Raw genomic sequence first — 16957 nt, 5'->3', positions numbered from 1 at the left:
TCAGTATCCAACGAGTTGCAAGTAAACAAGCGTCTACCTAAGATACATGCACGGCACAGGTAATTCCGTATCGTATGGGGGCAGGGTGGCTCAAACGAGCGTGGCGCCGCAGGGCCCGGCGGCGTCCGAGCCGGCGCGACCGCACTACACGCACCGGCAGATCCTGGAGATCCTGGCCGGCCTGATGATGGCGATGCTGACGTCGATGATCTCGACGTCGGTGGTCGCGACGGCGCTGCCGACGATCGTCGGCGACCTCGGGGGCCAGGACAAGCTGTCCTGGGTGGCCAGCGCCTCGCTGCTGACGATGACCGCCTCGACCCCGCTGTGGGGCAAGCTGTCGGACATCGCCGGGCGCAAGCTCATGTTCCAGACCGCCCTGCTGATCTTCGTGCTGGCCTCGGTCGGCGCCGGGCTGTCGCAGAACATCGGCCAGCTCATCGCCGCCCGCGCGTTCCAGGGCCTCGGCGTCGGCGGCCTGTCCGCGCTCGCCCAGGTGATCCTCGGCGACGTCGTCGAGCCCCGCCAGCGCGGCCGCTACGCCGGCTACATGGGCGCCGTGTTCGGCGTCTCGACGGTCGCGGGCCCGCTGCTCGGCGGGTTCATCGTGGACGCCGACGGGCTCGGCTGGCGCTGGTGCTTCTACGTGTGCGTCCCGCTCGCGATCGTCGCGTTCCTCGTCATCCAGCGGGTGCTGAAGCTGCCGAAGGTGAAGCGGGACACCCGCGTGGACGTGTTCGGCGCGTTCACCATCACCGGCGCCGCCGCGCTGCTGATGCTCGTCCTGTCCATGGGCGGCACGGAGTTCGCGTGGAACTCCCGGTGGACCTACATCATGCTCGGCGCCGCCGCCGTCCTGGCCGCGCTCGCGGTCGTCGCCGAGCGGCTCGCGCACGACCCGATCCTGCCGCCGCGGCTGTTCCGCAACCCGACGTTCGTGCTGACCTCGTTCGTCTCCATCTGCGTCGGCATGGCGATGTTCGGCGCGATGATCTACATGCCGCAGTACCTGCAGATCGTCAAGGGGATGAGCCCCACCGCGTCCGGGCTGATGACGCTGCCGCTCGTCCTCGGCATGCTGATCACCTCCACCGGCTCCGGGCAGATCGTCACCCGCTCCGGCCGCTACAAGGTGTTCCCGGTGGCCGGCCTGGCGTGCATCGCGGTCGCGATGTTCCTGCTGTCGCGGCTGCACACCGACTCGTCCGAGCTGCTCATCGGCGCCGACCTCGCCCTGCTCGGCGTCGGGATGGGCCTCACCCTGCAGATCCTGATCCTGGCCGCGCAGAACGCCGCCGCGCCCGCCGACCTGGCCTCGACCACGTCCGGCGTCTCGTTCTTCCGCAACCTCGGCGGCGCGATGGGCGTGGCCGCGTTCGGCGCCATCCTCACCAACCGGGTGGCGGACGAGATCGCGTCCGGGCTGCGCGCCGCCGGCCTCCCCATGCCGACCGGCGCGTCCGGCGAGCTGGGCTCGCCGGAGGAGATCCAGAAGCTCCCCGAGCCGCTGCACGGGATCGTCCAGGACGCGTTCACCAAGGCGATGGAGGCCGTGTTCCTGGTCGGCGTCCCGGTCGCGGTGGTCGGCTTCATCGCGGTCCTCGCGCTGAAGGAGCTGCCGCTGCGCGGCTCGGCGAACCGCAAGGCCGCCGCCACGCCCGCGGGGGAGCCCCCGGCGGGCGCCGCCCCCGGTGCGGACGGCGTCGTCCGCCCCCCGTCCCCGTCGGCGCGCACGGGGGCCGTCGGCGCGGTCGGGGCGGCCGGCGGCGGCCGGCACGCGCGCGGCAACGGCATCGACCCGGACGCCCGGCTCGCGACCGCCGCCCCGCCCGCCCCGGCGACGGCCCCGGCCGCGTCCGAACTGGCGGCGCAGGCGCGGCTGCTCGCCCAGCAGAACGGACAGAACGGGCAGAACGGGCAGGGTGGTCACGAGGGCGGCGTCCCGGTGCGGGGCGTCGTGCGGACCGGTGACGGCGCGCCCGTCCCGTCCGCCGCGCTGACCCTGATCGGGGTGGACGGCCACCAGCTCGCCCGCGCGGTCACCCAGGAGGACGGCCGGTACGCGCTGCCGACCCCCGGCCCCGGCAGCTACGTGCTGATCGCCGCGACCGGCGAGCACGAGCCGCAGGCCGCGACGCTCGTCGTCGGTGACCGCCCGGTCGACTTCGACCTGCTGCTCGCGGGCAACGGCGGCCTCGCCGGAACGGTCCGCGGCGGCGACGGCACCCCCATCGCGAACGCCATGGTCGTCGTGACCGACGTGCGCGGCGACGTCGTCGGCACCGGACGCACCGACGCCGACGGCCGCTACCAGTTCAAGGACATCACCTCCGGCGCCTACACGCTCGCGGTGTCCGCCGCCGCGCACCGCCCGGTCGCGCTGCCGGTGGAGGTCGTCGGCAACGGGCAGGCCCGGCAGGACGTGGAGATGCCGCCCGGCGCCCGCATCCGCGGCACCGTCCGCAACGAGTCCGGCGACCCGGTCGGCGACGCCCGCGTCACGCTCGTGGACGCCGCCGGGAACGTCGTCGCGATGGTCATCACCGGGCCGGACGGCGAGTACGCGTTCACCGACCTGACGGGCGGCCAGTACACCGTGATCGCGTCCGGTTATCCTCCGGTCGCCACCGGTCTGTCGCTTTCGGGCAGCGGGCTCGACGAGCACGACCTCAAGCTCGGCTACCCCGACGAATGACCGACCCGATCCCGGGCCGCCGCCGAACGCGGCCCGGCCGACACGAAGCTGAGGTGCGGGCCGTTGAAGGACGCTGAGCGGGGTCTGCGCGGGACGGTGCGGACGAAGGACGGCTGGGCGGTCCGGCACGCCGTCGTCACGGTGACCGACCTGGCCGGGAACCAGGTCGCGCGGGAGCGGACCGGGGAGGACGGCGTGCTCGCCGCCGGCCCGCTGCCCGCCGGCACCTACACGGTGATCGTGACAGCGATGGGCTTCCAGCCGGCCGCCGCGACGCTGATCGTGTCGACGTCCGGCACGGCCGACATCGGCAAGGTGGTGCTGGGCCGCGCGGGCGGCACCGAGCTGCCGCCGCCCGGCACCTGGACGATCGATCCGGCGCACTCGTCGGTCGGCGCCGTGGCGCAGCACCTCGGCCTGTCCAGCGTCCGCGGCCGGTTCGCCGCGTTCGAGGGGCGGATCGAGATCGCCGAGCCCGTCGAGGAGTCGCGGGTGACGGCGCGCATCGAGGCCGCGTCCATCGACACCGGCAACAAGACGCGCGACGACCACCTGCGCTCCGCCGACTTCCTGAGCGCCGACGTCCACCCGTACCTCACCTACGAGGGCGATGGCCTCACCGCCGCCGGGCCCGACCGCTGGACGGTGCACGGCCGCCTCACCCTCAACGGGATCACGCAGCCGGTCGACCTCGACCTGACCTACCTCGGCAGCGGCACCGACCCGTGGGGCGGCGTGCGGGCCGCGTTCCGCGCGTCGGCCGAGCTGCGCCGCGCCGACTTCGGCATCCGGTTCAACCAGATCCTGGAGGCGGGCGTCGCGATGGTCGGCGAGAGCCTCCGCGCCGAGCTGGAGATCCAGGCCGTCCAGGGCGAGGAGATCCCGGCGGCGGGCTGAGCCGGGCGGCGGGATCAGCCCGGCGGGGTCGTGGCCGGGGTGCTAGCGGCCGCCCTTGAGGTCGCGGACGAGCCGGTTCGCGGTGGCCCGGTCCGGCGAGCCGGTCACGACGACCTTCCCGTCGGTGATGGCCATGTCGACGCGGGGCAGGGTGACGAGCCGGTCGCGGACGACGAACGCGAGGTCCCGCCCGACCGTGGCGCGGGTCAGCCGGGCGAACGCGTCCCGGTCGACCGGGCGCAGCGTCAGCGCCACGTCGTAGCCGCCCGGCTTCACCCGCGACTTCTGCACCTTCAGCCCCGACACCTTGTGGATGGCGATGCCCTGGGTGAGCCGGTAGCAGGTCGGCCCGGTGCCGGCCTGCCCGGTGATGCCCGCCGTCCCGGCCGGGCACGGGCCGGGCGTCGCCTCGGCGACCGGGTAGATCCGCAGCGGCGCCGCGAGCGCCACCGGCCGGGTCCGCATCGAGGACGCGATCAGCCCGCCGGTCACCGCGACGGCCGCGATCAGCAGCCCCAGCGTCAGCACCATGACGAGCAGCGCCGACCGGTGCTGCTCGGCGGCCTTGGCGGGCGTGGGGGGACCGCTCTGCTTGCGCGGACGCCGCCGCCCGGCCCGGCTCCGCTTGACCTCGGCCGCCTGGCGCCGCCGCTCCGCCGCCCGCGCCCGCCGGCGCGCCGCCTCACCTTCAGGGACGTCCCCGGGCTTCGCGGCGTCCCCGGCGTTCGCAGTGCCCCCGGCCTTCGCGGCCTCCCCGGGCTTCGCGGTGTCTCCGGGCTTCGCGGAGTCTCCGGCCTTCGCGGCGCTCGCGGCGGGGAGCACCGCCGTGGCCGCCTCCGGGCGAGATCCGCCGCGCGGGCTCTCCTGCCCGAGCGCCTCCGCGGGCTCTCCCGCGCCCGCCGCGCTCCCCGCGGGCAGCGGTCGCGTGGCCGCTTCCGGCCGCGCCTCGGTGCCCTCGGAAGCCGCCTCGGCACCGCCGGAGGCGGCCTCGGCGGCGGGTTCCGCGCCGCCGGAGGGGGCCGGAGAAGCCTTCTCCTCGGGAGGCGACGTGGACTCGTTCCGCGGACGATCCCTGTTGCGGCGCGGAATGACCCGCATCGTCACCTCCCCGGCTCCATGATCTCCGACAGTCTCTCAGGGTGAGACGCCGTCCCGCACCGTGTCTCGCCCGAAGACCCCGGCGAATCGCCCGACGGTCGTCATGAGCATCAGTGCCCTGTTGCCCGCTATTCAATACTTGTGCAATAGGCGAGAAAAGGCCCGGCCCCGGACGAACCGGGGCCGGGCCTTCGCCTGCGCGGTCTGGCTCGGTGCGCGCCGTACCCGGTGCGCGCCGTACTCGGTGCGCGCCTAGTCGATGCGCCAGGTGTCGCCGGAGCCGAGCAGCGCGGCGAGGTCGCCCTCGCCCTGCTTCGTGACGGCCTCGTCGAGCTGGGCCCGCATCAGCTCGTCGTAGGACGGGCGGTCCACGTCCCGGAAGATGCCGATCGGGGTGTGCTCGAACGCCGGCTGGTCCAGCCGCGACAGCGCGAACGCCTGCGACGGGTCCGGGTTGTGGGCGTCGTGCACGGCGATCTCCGACGGGTCGACGTCGGCGGTCCGGACCACCTCGAACGACCCGGTCGGGGTGCGCCGCAGCGCCTTGGAGCCGTCCGCGCCGAACACGATCGGCTCGCCGTGCTCCAGCCGGACGGTGACGTCGTCGCGGACGTCGGCGTCCTTCAGCGGGTCGAACGCGCCGTCGTTGAAGATGTTGCAGTTCTGGTAGATCTCGACGAGCGCGGTGCCGCGGTGCTGCGCGGCGGCCCGCAGCACCGACTGCAGGTGCTTGCGGTCGGAGTCGATGGTGCGGGCGACGAACGTCCCCTCCGCGCCGATCGCGAGCGACAGCGGGTTGAACGGGGCGTCCAGCGAGCCCATCGGCGTCGACTTGGTGATCTTGCCGAGCTCGGACGTCGGCGAGTACTGCCCCTTCGTCAGCCCGTAGATCCGGTTGTTGAACAGCAGGATCTTCAGGTTGACGTTGCGGCGCAGCGCGTGGATCAGGTGGTTGCCGCCGATCGACAGCGAGTCGCCGTCGCCGGTCACCACCCACACCGACAGGTCCGGGCGGGACGTGGCGAGCCCTGTCGCGATCGCGGGCGCGCGGCCGTGGATCGAGTGGAACCCGTAGGTGTTCATGTAGTACGGGAACCGCGACGAGCAGCCGATGCCGGAGATGAACGTGATGTTCTCCCGGCGCAGCCCGAGCTCCGGCAGGAAGGACTGGACGGCCGCGAGGATCGCGTAGTCACCGCACCCGGGGCACCAGCGCACCTCCTGGTCGGTCTTGAAGTCCTTCAGCGTCTGCTTCTGGTCGGCCTTCGGGACGAGGGAGAGCAGCGACCTGCCGTTCCCGTTCGCGTGCCCGTTCCCGTTCGCGGCGCCGTTCCCGTTCGCCACGGCGCCGTTGCCGTTGGGGGACCCGTTCTCACTCACTGTCGATCACATCCTGGATGACGCCCTGCAGCTCTTCCGCCTTGAAGGGCAGGCCGCGGACCTGGTTGTAGCCGATCACGTCGATGAGGAACCGGCCGCGCAGCAGCATGGCGAGCTGGCCGAGGTTGATCTCCGGGACGATGACCTTGTCGTAGGAGCGCAGCACCTCGGGCAGGTTCGCGGGGAACGGGTTGAGGTGCCGCACGTGCGCCTGCGCGATGTTCCGGCCGGTCGAGCGGACCCGCCGGACGGCCGCGGAGATGGCCCCGTACGTCCCGCCCCAGCCCATCACCAGGACGCGGGCCGCGCCGGACGGGTCGTCCACCGCGAGCGGCTCGATGTCGTTGGCGATGCCGTCCACCTTGGCCTGGCGGAGCCGGACCATCGTGTCGTGGTTGGACGGGTCGTAGGAGATGTTGCCGGACCCGTCGGCCTTCTCCAGGCCGCCGATCCGGTGCTCCAGCCCGGCGGTGCCCGGGATCGCCCACGGGCGCGCGAGCGTCTCGGGGTCGCGCTTGAACGGCTGGAAGTCCTCCTGCGCGGGCGCGGCGAAGTTCGGCTCGATCTTCGGCAGCGCCGCCACGTCCGGCAGCTTCCACGGCTCGGAGCCGTTCGCGAGGTAGCCGTCCGACAGCAGGATGACCGGGGTGCGGTACTTCACCGCGATCCGGGCGGCCTCGATCGTCGCGTCGAAGCAGTCCGACGGGGACTGCGGCGCGATCACCGGGACCGGGGCCTCGCCGTTGCGGCCGTACATGGCCTGCATCAGGTCGGCCTGCTCGGTCTTGGTCGGCAGGCCCGTGGACGGCCCGGCCCGCTGCACGTCGATGACCAGCAGCGGCAGCTCGGTCGCGACGCCGAGCCCGATCGTCTCGCTCTTCAGCGCGATGCCCGGACCGGACGTCGTGGTGACGCCGAGCGACCCGCCGAAGGAGGCGCCGAGCGCCGCGCCCACGGCGGCGATCTCGTCCTCGGCCTGGAACGTCCGCACGCCGAACTTCTTGTGCTTGGACACCTCGTGCAGGATGTCGGACGCCGGGGTGATCGGGTACGAGCCGAGGAAGATCGGCAGCCCGCTCTGCACGCCCGCGGCGACCAGCCCGTAGGCGAGCGCGAGGTTGCCGGTGATGTTGCGGTACAGGCCGGGCTCGTGCTCGGCCGGCTTGATCTCGTACTGCACCGAGAACGCCTCGGTGGTCTCGCCGTAGGACCAGCCCGCCTGGAAGGCCGCGATGTTCGCCTTCATGATCTCGGGCTTGCTGGCGAACTTCTTCTCCAGGAAGCCGAGCGTCCCCTCGGTGGGACGGTGATACAGCCAGGACAGCAGCCCCAGCGCGAACATGTTCTTCGCGCGTTCGGCGTCCTTCTTGGAGATGTCGAAGTCCTCGAGGGCCTTCACCGTCATGGAGGTCAGCGGCAGCGCGTGCACGCGGAACTCGCCGAGCGAGCCGTCCTCGACCGGGCTGGCGGCGTAGCCGACCTTGGCGAGGTTGCGCTTGGTGAACTCGTCGGTGTTGACGATGAGGTCGGCGCCGCGCGGTAGGTCCGCGAGGTTGGCCTTGAGGGCGGCCGGGTTCATCGCGACCAGCACGTTGGGCGCGTCCCCGGGGGTGAGGATGTCGTGGTCGGCGAAGTGCAGCTGGAAGCTGGACACGCCGGGCAGCGTCCCGGCCGGGGCGCGGATCTCGGCCGGGAAGTTCGGGAGTGTCGACAAGTCGTTGCCGAACGCCGCAGTCTCCTGCGTGAAGCGGTCACCGGTCAGCTGCATGCCGTCGCCGGAGTCTCCGGCGAAGCGGATGATGACGCGGTCGAGTTGCTGGACCTGTTTGGTCACAGAGGAAGACCTCCTCGACGGGCAGCACCCTTCCCGGGGGAGGCACCCGGGATCGTGATGCTACTTAGGCTTACCTTCATGGTATGTCCGGGATCGGATGGTGTTCTCGGGACGACCGCTCACCGGGAGGTACGACCTGGGGCGGACGCCTAGTTCATCCCGAACACAGGCTGCTGCGCTGCCGGCACAGGTCGACGTGCAGCCGCCGCACCAGCCGCCGCGCCGGGCTCGTCGAGGAGCCGCGGCTCCCCAGGGGCGTGGAGTTCACGTCCCGAAGTGTAGACAGCGAGGCTAAAGGCGGACTGCACCGACCCGTGATGCGCGCATCACGGCCGTCCCGGTGGCTGGGATGTGGCCGCCTCCGCCCCTTCTGTCCGTTTCGCGGACGGCCCTTGCGTCCCACCTGTCCCGCCCGTGGCGGACGGTCCCGGTGTGGCCGATTTCGGCGTGAGCAGGGCCTTGCGCTCGCGGTCGACCCGAGCGAGCAGTTTCGGTACGTCCGCCACGGTCAGCGCCTCCCCGACGACGCGGGCGGACGCCTCGTAGGGGTAGGAGCCGGGGTTGTCGAGCGCGTTCTTCATCCACGTCCGCCACAGCCTGCTCTTGACGGTGCAGTCCAGCAGGACCGAGCGGTCGGCCCCGACCGGCTTCGACGCGCCGCAGGAGCCGAGCGGCTTGCCGCGCGAGCTGATCGACGCCCGCAGGGCGGCCCGCGCGCCGTCCGGCACCGCCCCGGAGGGCGCGGTCAGCGTGGCGGGCAGCCGCACCGTGCAGCCGTTGGTGTTCTGGTCGCAGTCGCTGAACGTCAGCGTCCCCGGGCGGAACCGCACGCCCGGGTCGGCCGCGCCGCCGAGCGCGGCCACCCGCGGGCGCAGCTCGGCGAACATCGTCGCGGGCGCGGCCACGGGCGCGGCGGTGAAGTCGGGCGCGTTCTGCCCGGCGGGACGCACCGCCAGCAGCCGGTACGGGGCGGCGGCCGAGACCAGGTAGTCGGCGGCGGGCGTCCTGACCCGGTAGGCCCGGACGCCGCCGGCGTCCTCGGTCGGCGGGGTGCCGGACGCCTTGGCGAGCGCCTTGGCGATGGACTCCGGCCCGAGGACTCCCGGCACGTCGAACCCGGGCACCGACACGGGCGCCTTCGACCAGCGGCCCGCGTAGTACTCGGGGTGCGGGACCTCGGCGGCGAAGGCGCGCCAGAACGCGAGCCCGGCCTTGATGTAGGTGGTGCCGTCGACGGCGACGACGTCCGCCGCCAGGGCGCCCGCGACCAGCCGCCCTGTCGCCGAACCCGACGGCGACACCTGGAGCCGCGCCCGGACGGAGCCGCCCGTCAGCGTGAGCGTGCCGTTGTAGCGCAGGCCCGTCCCGCGCTTGAGCCTGCTGCCGAGTGCGGCCGTCCACGCGGGCGGCGCGGCGGCCGCGGTCTGCTTCGGCTTCCGCTTCGCGGGCTCGCCGTCCCCGCCGAGCGCGACCGCCGTCAGGGCGCCGGCCGCGACCACCGCGACGGCCGCCGCCCCGGCGGTCACCAGGATGCGCCGCCGCCGCAGGCCGCCCTGGCGTCCACCCTTCCCGGGCATCACCCCACCGGGCGGAGGGGGCCCACCAGGCCGTCCGGACGGAGCGGGCCCACCAGGTCCCGCGGACGGTGCGGGCCCGCCGGGCTGCCCGGACGGTGCGGGGCCGCCGGCCACGCGCACGTCCTGCGGGTGGTGCCGGGCGGCGAAGGGGCGACGTGCCCGCGGGTTGGCAGGGTTTTGCGGGCCCGCGGGGTGGTGCGGGCCCGCGGGGTGGTGCGGACTCGCGGGGTGGTGCGGGGACGGGGACGCCGGTGACGGCTCGTCCTGTTCAGCGCTCACGGGGGACTCGCTCTGCCCTTCTCACTTCGGGGGCCCGGGTTCGGCCCGACCGTCAGCCACAAAGCAAGGGGTGCGGGAAGCGTCCACCAGAGGGTGCCGGCGAGGCTCGGGACCGTCGCGGGGGGATGAGGGGCGGCCGCCGGGCCCTGGAGGGGCGTCCCCACAGAGCATAAGGGTGCCCGGCGGCGCTTCCTCCGGAACGGGAGGAGCGCCGCCGGGCACCCGGGCGGCGGGGGTCAGCGCGCGGTGCCGCGCACTCCGACCCTCACCTGCGGCTCATTCGCTGTCGAGGCCGTTCTGCAGCGACTGCACATCGGCGGACGTGGCGCCGATCACCTTGTACTGCGCGTGCTTGTAGAAGGTGCCGCCGGTGCCCTTGGCCCAGCTCTTCCACGCGCTGGTGGCGACGCGGCAGCTCGCCCACTGCGAGGCGGAACCGGTGATCGTGATGCGGGTCGTGCAGTTGCCGAGGTCCTTGCCGGTCAGCGTGCTGGCGGTGATCCGGAACCGCACGTCGATCGTGACGGGCTTCTCCACACCGATCGGCGGGCGGATCTTGGCCTGGACGGTGCAGCCGGAGTCGCTGTTGCAGCCGCCCCGCTTCCACTCGTCGACCGACGGCCGCGCCGAGCCGTTGAAGGCGTCCTTCAGCTCGCCCATGCTCGACCGCATGTCGGAGATGAGGGACGAGGCGCCGCTCGAGTCCTGCGGGGTGACGTCCAGCGCGACGCGCGGCGTGGTCGCCTCGTAGCGCAGCAGCTCGGAGTCGTCCTCGTCGGTGATGTAGAGGGTGGAGGAGAAGGTGCTGAACTTGAGCGCCTTCTTGCCCTGCCACGTCGTCTCCAGCGGCTTCACCCGGGAGGTCCGGGCGGAGCGGAGCTTGCTCGCCAGCGCGGTGGGCGACAGCTGCGTCCTGAAGTCGATGTCGAGCTCGTCGTCGTCCAGCCGGCCCCACTGCTCGCCCGACTGGAGGTAGAACGGGTCGTCGGTCGAGGAGATCTCCTTCTTCCAGTACGACTGGTCGGCCTTCACGAACACCTTGCCGTCGGCGGCGAGGAGGGTGACGTTGTCACCGCCCCACGTGACGGGCCCCATCACGCGCCCGCCCTTGGTGACGTTCAGCTCGCCGCGCAGCGACTCCGAGGAGCTGAAGGTGCCCTTCAGCTTCACCGCGCGCGCGGTGCCGATGCCGGCGGCCGCGGCGGTCAGCTTCTCCTCGGGGGACTTGCCTCCGCCGTTCACCGACACCACGTACACGACGACCGCGATGATGATGAGGACGACGAGGCCGCCGCCGATCAGCCCGATGATGAGCCCGCCGCCGCCACCGCGCTTCGGCGGGGGCATGGCGGGACCCATCGGGGCGCCGGGGGGCGGCGGGAAGAAGGGCGGTGGCGTGCCGGGACCACCGAAGCCGCCGGGAGGCGGCGGGGGTGCGCCCGGAGCGCCGGAACCGCCGGGGCTGCCGGGTCCGCTCGGACCGGGACCGCCCGGGCCCGCCGGCGGCGGCGGGGGCGGCCAGGAGGCACCGCCCGGGGATTCCCAACCCGGGGGAGGCGGGGGGTTGCTCATCCGGTCACGTCCTTCCAGGTCAACCTGACCCAATGCAAACCTAGTGTGCAGCAAAAGCATGGCATCGTGGTCCCCCGGGGTGGAGGTACGACGTCACACTCCCCCGATCCTGCGCCGGGGGATACTGGATGAGACGCATCTGAGGAGGATCTGGTGCATAACTATTTCGACACGTATGTCGTTGTGGTCGTCCTCCTCCTTGTCGGCGCCGGAATCGTCGGCGGCGCGCTGGCCGCGAACCGGATGCTCCGTCCGGATCGGCCGACCGCGGAGAAACTGACGACCTACGAGTGCGGTGTCGACCCGGTGGGGGAGGGCTGGGCCCACTCCTACGTGCGGTACTACGTCTTCGCCTACCTGTACGTCGTCTTCGCCGTGGACGCGGTGTTCCTCTTCCCCTGGGCGACGGTCTTCTCCGCGCCCGGCTACGGGGCGACGACGCTCGCCGAGATGTTCGTCTTCCTCGCGTTCCTCGCCACCGGGCTCGCATACGCGGGCAAGAAGGGCGTCCTCTCCTGGGTGTGAGGGCCCGGCCGCTGTAACAATGGCGCTGTGGGCACCATCGATCTACCGCCGCCGAGCGTGGGACCGCTGTCCCGGCTCGCGCCGAAGCCGGTCAAGTTCGTGCTCAACTGGGGCCGCCGCTACTCGCTGTGGGTCTTCAACTTCGGGCTGGCCTGCTGCGCCATCGAGTTCATCGCGACCTCGATGAGCAGGCACGACTTCATGCGGCTCGGCGTCATCCCGTTCGCGCCGGGGCCTCGGCAGGCCGACCTCATGGTCGTGTCCGGCACCGTCAGCGACAAGATGGCGCCCGCCGTGCGCCGCCTCTACGAGCAGATGCCGGAGCCGAAGTACGTCATCTCGTTCGGCGCCTGCTCCAACTGCGGCGGGCCGTACTGGGACTCCTACTGCGTCACCAAGGGCGTCGACCAGATCATCCCGGTGGACGTCTACGTGCCCGGCTGCCCGCCGCGTCCCGAGGCGCTGCTGCAGGGCATCGTCCACCTGCAGGAGAAGATCGCGGCCGAGTCGCTCGGCGACCGCTACGACGGCGGCGACCCGCTCAGCCCGCCGCCTCCGCCGCGGCCGATGTCGGCGACGGTGCTGCGCCGTCCGCTCCAGCCCCCGCCCGAGCCGCCTGCCCCGCCCGAGCCGCCGGCCCCGCCCGAGCCACCTGCGGCCCCTTCACCTTCACCGGACGAGGAGGCCGTGCACGAGGAGCAGCCCACGGCGTCCGAGCTCGAGATATCCGAGGCGGGCGCGCCCCAGGACGAGACGGTGCCGGTCCGGCCTGTCGCCGAGGACGACCAGGCCACAGTGCCCGTCGCGCCGGTGGAGGACGAGCCCGCCCCGGCCGGGAAACCCGTGGCAGAGAAACCCGCGGCAGAGGAACCCGCGGCCGAGGGACCTGCCCCGGCCGAGCCGCCCGTCCAGGAGGAGCCGCCCGTCCAGGACGAGGTGCCGGACCCGGTCCAGGCCGAGGAGCCGGTCGCGGAGGACGGCGAGCCCGAGCCGCCGCGCGGCGGGAAGCGGCGCTGGTCGCCCGACCACGACCCGTCCATCATCCCGGGGCTGGTCGACGACGACCACGATGACCGCATCGGGCGCGACCGGTGAGCGCCGAGCTGGCGGACGCCTGGACGGCCCGCTTCGGCGACGAGGTCAGCACCGAGGAGACGACCGGCGGCCTCGCGGTCGGCGTCCCGCCCGAGCACTGGCTCGACGCGCTCACCTTCGCCCGCGACGACCTGTCCTGCGGGTTCTTCGACTGGCTGACCGGCGTCGACGAGATGGAGGACGGCTTCGCCGTCGTCGTCCACGTGTACTCGCTGGAGCGCCGCCACCACCTGCTGGTCCGGACGCGCGTCCCGAGGCGGGCCCCGGTCCTGGCGACGGCGACCGGCGTCTACCGGGGCGCCGCGTGGCACGAGCGCGAGACGGCGGAGATGTTCGGGATCCTGTTCGAGGGCCACCCGAACCTCGTCCCGCTGCTGCTGCCGGACGGCTTCGAGGGTTACCCGCTGCGCAAGGACTTCGTGCTCGCGGCCCGCGTCGCCAAACCCTGGCCGGGCGCCAAGGAGCCGGGGGAGTCGGGGCACGGGGCGCCGAGCCGCCGCCGCGTCCGCCCGCCCGGCGTCCCGGAGAACTGGGGGCCGGATGCTTGAGATCGTCGTCAAGCTCGCCCTCGTCGCGGCCGCGTTCGCGCTGCTGCCGCTGCTGGTGGGGCAGGCCGAGCACAAGGTGATGGCGCACATGCAGGGCCGCCTCGGCCCGATGTACGCGGGCCGGTTCCACGGCTGGGCGCAACTCGTCGCAGACGGCGTGAAGTTCGCGCAGAAGGAGGACGTGGTCCCGCGCGACGCCGACCGGTGGGTGTTCAAGCTGGCGCCGGGCGTGGCGCTCGTCCCGTACCTGCTGGTACTGCTGGTCATCCCGGTCGGGCCGGGCGGGCAGGTCGCGCTCGACCTCGGCCCGGGGATCTTCTTCGCGCTCGCCGTGATGGGCGTCGGCGTCATCGGCGCGATCATGGCGGGCTGGGCGTCGGCGAACAAGTACTCGCTGCTCGGCGGGATGCGGGTCGCCGCGCAGCTGATGTCGTACGAGCTGCCGATGGTGTTCGCGGCGTCGTCGGTCGCGATGGCGGCGGGCACGCTGTCGCTGCAGGGCGTCGTGGAGGAGTGGCGCTGGTGGTGGCTGCCGTGGCAGGCGGTCGGCGCCGTGGTGTTCTTCGTCGCGGGCCTCGCCGAGCTGCGCCGCCCGCCGTTCGACATGCCGGTCGCCGACTCGGAGATCATCTTCGGTCCGTACACCGAGTACGGCGGGCTGCGGTTCGCGCTGTTCCTGCTGGCCGAGTACGCGGGGATCGTGGTGCTCTGTGCGCTCACGGCCGTGCTGTTCCTCGGCGGGTGGAAGGGCCCGTTCCTGAACACCGAGCTCGGCTGGCTCTGGATGCTGATCAAGGTCGGCGCGCTGGCGTTCTGCGTCATCTGGCTGCGGGTCAGCTACCCGCGCATGCGCGAGGACCAGTTGCAGAAGCTCGCGTGGGCGTGGCTGGTGCCGCTGTCGCTCGCCCAACTGGCGCTGACGGGCGTCCTCAGCGTCGCCCTGGCCTGAACCTGCAGAGCCTGAACCCCGCTGCCCTGAACCCCGCCGGCCTGAACCCCGCTGCCCTGAACCCCGCCGGCCTGAACCCCGCTGGTCGGTCGCGGCTCAGCGCATGAAGATGGTGAACTCGGCCATTTCGGGGAGGAGGTCGGGCGGGATGTCGGCGTCCACCGCCATCTCCTCGGCGGACACGAACCCGCCGTGCTCCTCGCGGTGGCGCACGATGCGCTCCGCGATCTCGGGCGTCATGCCGGGCAGCGCCTCGATGATCTCGCGGGGCGCGTGGTTGACGTCCACCAGCCCGCCGTCGTCGTAGGTGCGCGGCGCGTCCGGACGGCCGATCCGCAGCTCGCGGGCGAGGGCCGGGTCCTCGGCGGCGAGCGCGCGCGCCTGCTCGCGCAGCGTACGGCGGTACTTGGCGAGTTCGATGGCGCGCTCGTTCTGCCGGTTGCGGACCGTCTCCTGCGGAAACACCGACTTCCGGACGGCGAACGCGTGCCCGGTGCCCGCCAGCCACAGCAGGATCGCCACGAACGACCCGAAGACGGTCAGCAGCGCGTCGCCGGACCCGAGCATCGTCAGGACGGCGGCCGTCCCGGCGCCGTACCCGGCGCCCGCCGCGCCGAGCCCCCACGAACCGCGCCGGATCGCGGCGTACAGGAACGAGACCGGCGTCCCGTACCCGAATGTGATGAACGGCACGGCCGCCCACAGCACACCGCGCGCCGTGTCCGCGCCCGGGAGCGGGACGGGCGGCGGCGGAGGGGGCGGGACCGGCGGACCGGGAACGGGCGCTCCGGGACGCGGCATTCCGGGACGCGGCGCGCCCGCGGGCGGCCTACCGGGGAAGGGAGGCCGGTACGGGGGCCGGTGCGGAGGCCGCGGCATCGCCGGACCCGGTTCGCCGTCGTGAGGGCGGTCCGCGTGATGACTCACATAGCCTCCCTGCACGTAAGCGCGTCCTGTACCACGCGTCCTACTCCAGGTAGGACGAACGCCGCGCCCATCGCGTTCCCCCGAGGCCCAACGTGCGCAATCATGGGGCACGTGGGACGGCTACCAGGAGGCGGGCTGGCCAAGGGGCTGGCGGTCACGTTGCGGACGATGACGCGGCGGTCCATAACGCGTCAATACCCCGAAGTGCAACCGGAGTTGCCGCCGCGCAGCAGGGGCGTCATCGCCCTGTTCGAGGAGAACTGCACCGTCTGCATGCTGTGCGCCCGTGAATGCCCCGACTGGTGCATCTACATCGACTCCCACAAGGAGACCCTCCCGGCCGAGGGCGGCGGGCGCCCCCGGACCCGCAACGTCCTCGACCGCTTCGCGATCGACTTCGCGCTGTGCATGTACTGCGGGATCTGCATCGAGGTGTGCCCGTTCGACGCGCTGTTCTGGTCGCCGGAGTTCGAGTACGCCGAGTACGACATCGCGGAGCTGACGCACGAGAAGGAGCGGCTGCGCGAGTGGATGTGGACCGTCCCGCCGCCGCAGGCGCACGACCCGGGGGCGGAGCCGCCCAAGGAGGTCGCCGCGGCGGAGAAGGCGGCGGCGCGGGCCGCGCGCCGGCCGCCCGGCGCGTCCCCGGGAGCGGCGCGGTGAGCGGCCAGGAGATCGTGTTCACGCTGCTCGGCGTGGTCGCGGTCGGGTCGGCGGTGCTGGTGGTGACGACGCGCCGGCTCGTCCACGCGGCGCTGTGGCTGGTGGTGTCGTTCGGTGCGCTCGCGGGCGGCTACCTGGTGCTGACGGCCGAGTTCGTCGCCTGGGTGCAGGTGCTGATCTACGTCGGCGCGATCGTCGTGCTGCTGCTGTTCGGGATCATGCTGACGCGGGCGCCGATCGGGGAGTCCGCCGACCTCGACTCCGGCAACCGGTGGGCGGCGCTGGCCGTCGCCGCCGGCACGGCCGCCGTCCTGGTCACCGTGGTGGTCCTCGGCTTCCGGGACGAGCGGATGCCGCTGCGCGCGGGCGGCGGGTCGGCCGAGGAGCTGGGCGCGGCCGTGTTCCGGACGTGGGTGCTGCCCTTCGAGGTGCTGTCGGTGCTGCTGCTGGCGTCGCTGGTCGGCTCGATCGTCCTGTCGCGCTCCGACATCGGCCCGCCCGCCCCCGAGGCGGGTTCCGGCGCGGGCCCGGACTCGGGAGAGGACGCCTGATGCATCTCGCCTACCCGACGGTCGTCGCCGCGCTGCTGTTCTCCGTCGGCGTGTACGGGGTGCTGGCGCGCCGCAACGCGATCCTCGTCCTGATGTCGGTCGAGCTGATGCTGAACGCGGTGAACCTGAACCTCGTCACGTTCGACGTCTGGTATCGCGACCGGCTGCACGGCGGCCAGGTCCTCACGCTGTTCACCATCGTGATCGCGGCGGCGGAGGTCGGGCTCGGGCTGGCGATCGTCCTGCTGGTGTACCGGAACCGGAAGATGATCGACGTCGACCGGCTGCGCACGCTCGCCGAGGACGGCGCCCGGGAGGGCGAGACCGGGCGGCGCCCGGCGGAACCGGAGCCCGAGGCGGACCCCGA

Annotated in this window: 14 protein-coding genes and 1 pseudogene; 9 read left to right on the top strand and 6 right to left on the bottom strand. The window is 72.9% G+C overall.

What is annotated here, in order from left to right:
* Positions 1-85 precede the first annotated feature (85 nt).
* Together CHF16_RS42035 and CHF16_RS04205 are read left to right on the top strand one after the other, a co-directional pair.
* A complete protein-coding gene (locus CHF16_RS42035; protein ID WP_342750068.1) occupies positions 86-2695 on the top strand; it encodes an MFS transporter in 2610 nt (869 codons plus the stop codon).
* Between the two features lie 63 nt (positions 2696-2758).
* Complete coding sequence (locus tag CHF16_RS04205) at positions 2759-3592, top strand: YceI family protein (RefSeq protein WP_245868199.1); 834 nt, start codon at positions 2759-2761, stop codon at positions 3590-3592.
* 42 nt (positions 3593-3634) lie between these two features.
* Here CHF16_RS04205 and CHF16_RS04200 read toward each other — a convergent pair whose 3' ends face one another.
* The 5 genes from CHF16_RS04200 to CHF16_RS04180 all read right to left on the bottom strand — a co-directional run bounded on the left by CHF16_RS04200 (position 3635) and on the right by CHF16_RS04180 (position 11107).
* Positions 3635-4690 carry a SecDF P1 head subdomain-containing protein gene (locus CHF16_RS04200; RefSeq protein WP_179271377.1) on the bottom strand — a complete coding sequence of 352 codons (1056 nt, stop codon included), beginning with the start codon at positions 4688-4690 and terminating at the stop codon, positions 3635-3637.
* Between the two features lie 252 nt (positions 4691-4942).
* On the bottom strand, positions 4943-6034 hold the full coding sequence (locus tag CHF16_RS04195) for a 2-oxoacid:ferredoxin oxidoreductase subunit beta (protein ID WP_218826523.1): 1092 nt from the start codon (positions 6032-6034) through the stop codon (positions 4943-4945).
* 28 nt (positions 6035-6062) lie between these two features.
* Positions 6063-7904, bottom strand: a complete 1842-nt coding sequence (locus tag CHF16_RS04190; protein WP_089324541.1) for a 2-oxoacid:acceptor oxidoreductase subunit alpha — start codon at positions 7902-7904, stop codon at positions 6063-6065.
* Positions 7905-8230: 326 nt separating this feature from the next.
* Complete coding sequence (locus CHF16_RS04185; RefSeq protein ID WP_089324540.1) at positions 8231-9481, bottom strand: LolA-like protein; 1251 nt, start codon at positions 9479-9481, stop codon at positions 8231-8233.
* Between the two features lie 555 nt (positions 9482-10036).
* On the bottom strand, positions 10037-11107 hold the full coding sequence (locus tag CHF16_RS04180; RefSeq protein WP_143227870.1) for a hypothetical protein: 1071 nt from the start codon (positions 11105-11107) through the stop codon (positions 10037-10039).
* 378 nt (positions 11108-11485) lie between these two features.
* On the opposite strand from CHF16_RS04180, the gene CHF16_RS04175 reads away from it, so the two are divergent.
* From CHF16_RS04175 to CHF16_RS04160, 4 genes are read left to right on the top strand one after another with little or no spacing between them, the layout of a single operon-like run.
* Complete coding sequence (locus CHF16_RS04175) at positions 11486-11857, top strand: NADH-quinone oxidoreductase subunit A (RefSeq protein WP_089324538.1); 372 nt, start codon at positions 11486-11488, stop codon at positions 11855-11857.
* Positions 11858-11884: 27 nt separating this feature from the next.
* Positions 11885-12952 (top strand): NADH-quinone oxidoreductase subunit B, encoded by a 1068-nt coding sequence (locus CHF16_RS42125; protein WP_089324537.1) that lies wholly within the window; start codon positions 11885-11887, stop codon positions 12950-12952.
* Positions 12949-13500: an NADH-quinone oxidoreductase subunit C gene (locus CHF16_RS04165; RefSeq protein ID WP_089324536.1), complete on the top strand. Its 552-nt coding sequence runs from the start codon at positions 12949-12951 to the stop codon at positions 13498-13500. The genes CHF16_RS42125 and CHF16_RS04165 overlap by 4 nt, the downstream gene beginning before the upstream one ends.
* Positions 13493-14449, top strand: a complete 957-nt coding sequence (locus tag CHF16_RS04160) for a complex I subunit 1/NuoH family protein (RefSeq protein WP_089324535.1) — start codon at positions 13493-13495, stop codon at positions 14447-14449. Before CHF16_RS04165 ends, CHF16_RS04160 begins: the two co-directional genes overlap by 8 nt.
* 96 nt (positions 14450-14545) lie before the next feature.
* Here the strand turns inward: CHF16_RS04160 and CHF16_RS04155 are convergent, their stop codons facing one another.
* Positions 14546-15142, bottom strand: coding sequence for a helix-hairpin-helix domain-containing protein (locus CHF16_RS04155; RefSeq protein WP_179271376.1), 597 nt, complete (start codon positions 15140-15142; stop codon positions 14546-14548).
* Positions 15143-15478: 336 nt separating this feature from the next.
* Between CHF16_RS04155 and CHF16_RS04150 the strand changes: the two genes are divergently transcribed.
* The 3 genes and pseudogenes from CHF16_RS04150 to nuoK all read left to right on the top strand — a co-directional run.
* Complete coding sequence (locus CHF16_RS04150; protein WP_245868198.1) at positions 15479-16039, top strand: NuoI/complex I 23 kDa subunit family protein; 561 nt, start codon at positions 15479-15481, stop codon at positions 16037-16039.
* Positions 16036-16590 (top strand): NADH-quinone oxidoreductase subunit J family protein, encoded by a 555-nt coding sequence (locus CHF16_RS04145; RefSeq protein ID WP_089324533.1) that lies wholly within the window; start codon positions 16036-16038, stop codon positions 16588-16590. Before CHF16_RS04150 ends, CHF16_RS04145 begins: the two co-directional genes overlap by 4 nt.
* A pseudogene (gene nuoK, locus CHF16_RS04140) lies at positions 16590-16871 on the top strand (NADH-quinone oxidoreductase subunit NuoK); the annotation flags it as partial. The gene CHF16_RS04145 and the pseudogene nuoK, both read left to right, overlap by 1 nt.
* Between the last annotated feature and the right edge of the window lie 86 nt (positions 16872-16957).

Source organism: Actinomadura meyerae, assembly GCF_900188445.1.
Taxonomy (GTDB): Bacteria; Actinomycetota; Actinomycetes; order Streptosporangiales; family Streptosporangiaceae; genus Spirillospora; species Spirillospora meyerae.
This window is presented reverse-complemented; position numbering and strand designations above follow the sequence as displayed.

Excerpts from the sequence above, each read along its gene's own strand:
- CHF16_RS04200 (WP_179271377.1), bottom strand. The coding sequence starts at position 4,690 with ATGCGGGTCATTCCGCGCCGCAACAGGGATCGTCCGCGGAACGAGTCC.
- CHF16_RS04160 (WP_089324535.1), top strand. The coding sequence starts at position 13,493 with ATGCTTGAGATCGTCGTCAAGCTCGCCCTCGTCGCGGCCGCGTTCGCG.
- CHF16_RS04150 (WP_245868198.1), top strand. The coding sequence starts at position 15,479 with ATGGGGCACGTGGGACGGCTACCAGGAGGCGGGCTGGCCAAGGGGCTG.
- CHF16_RS04185 (WP_089324540.1), bottom strand. The coding sequence starts at position 9,481 with ATGCCCGGGAAGGGTGGACGCCAGGGCGGCCTGCGGCGGCGGCGCATC.
- CHF16_RS04180 (WP_143227870.1), bottom strand. The coding sequence starts at position 11,107 with ATGCCCCCGCCGAAGCGCGGTGGCGGCGGCGGGCTCATCATCGGGCTG.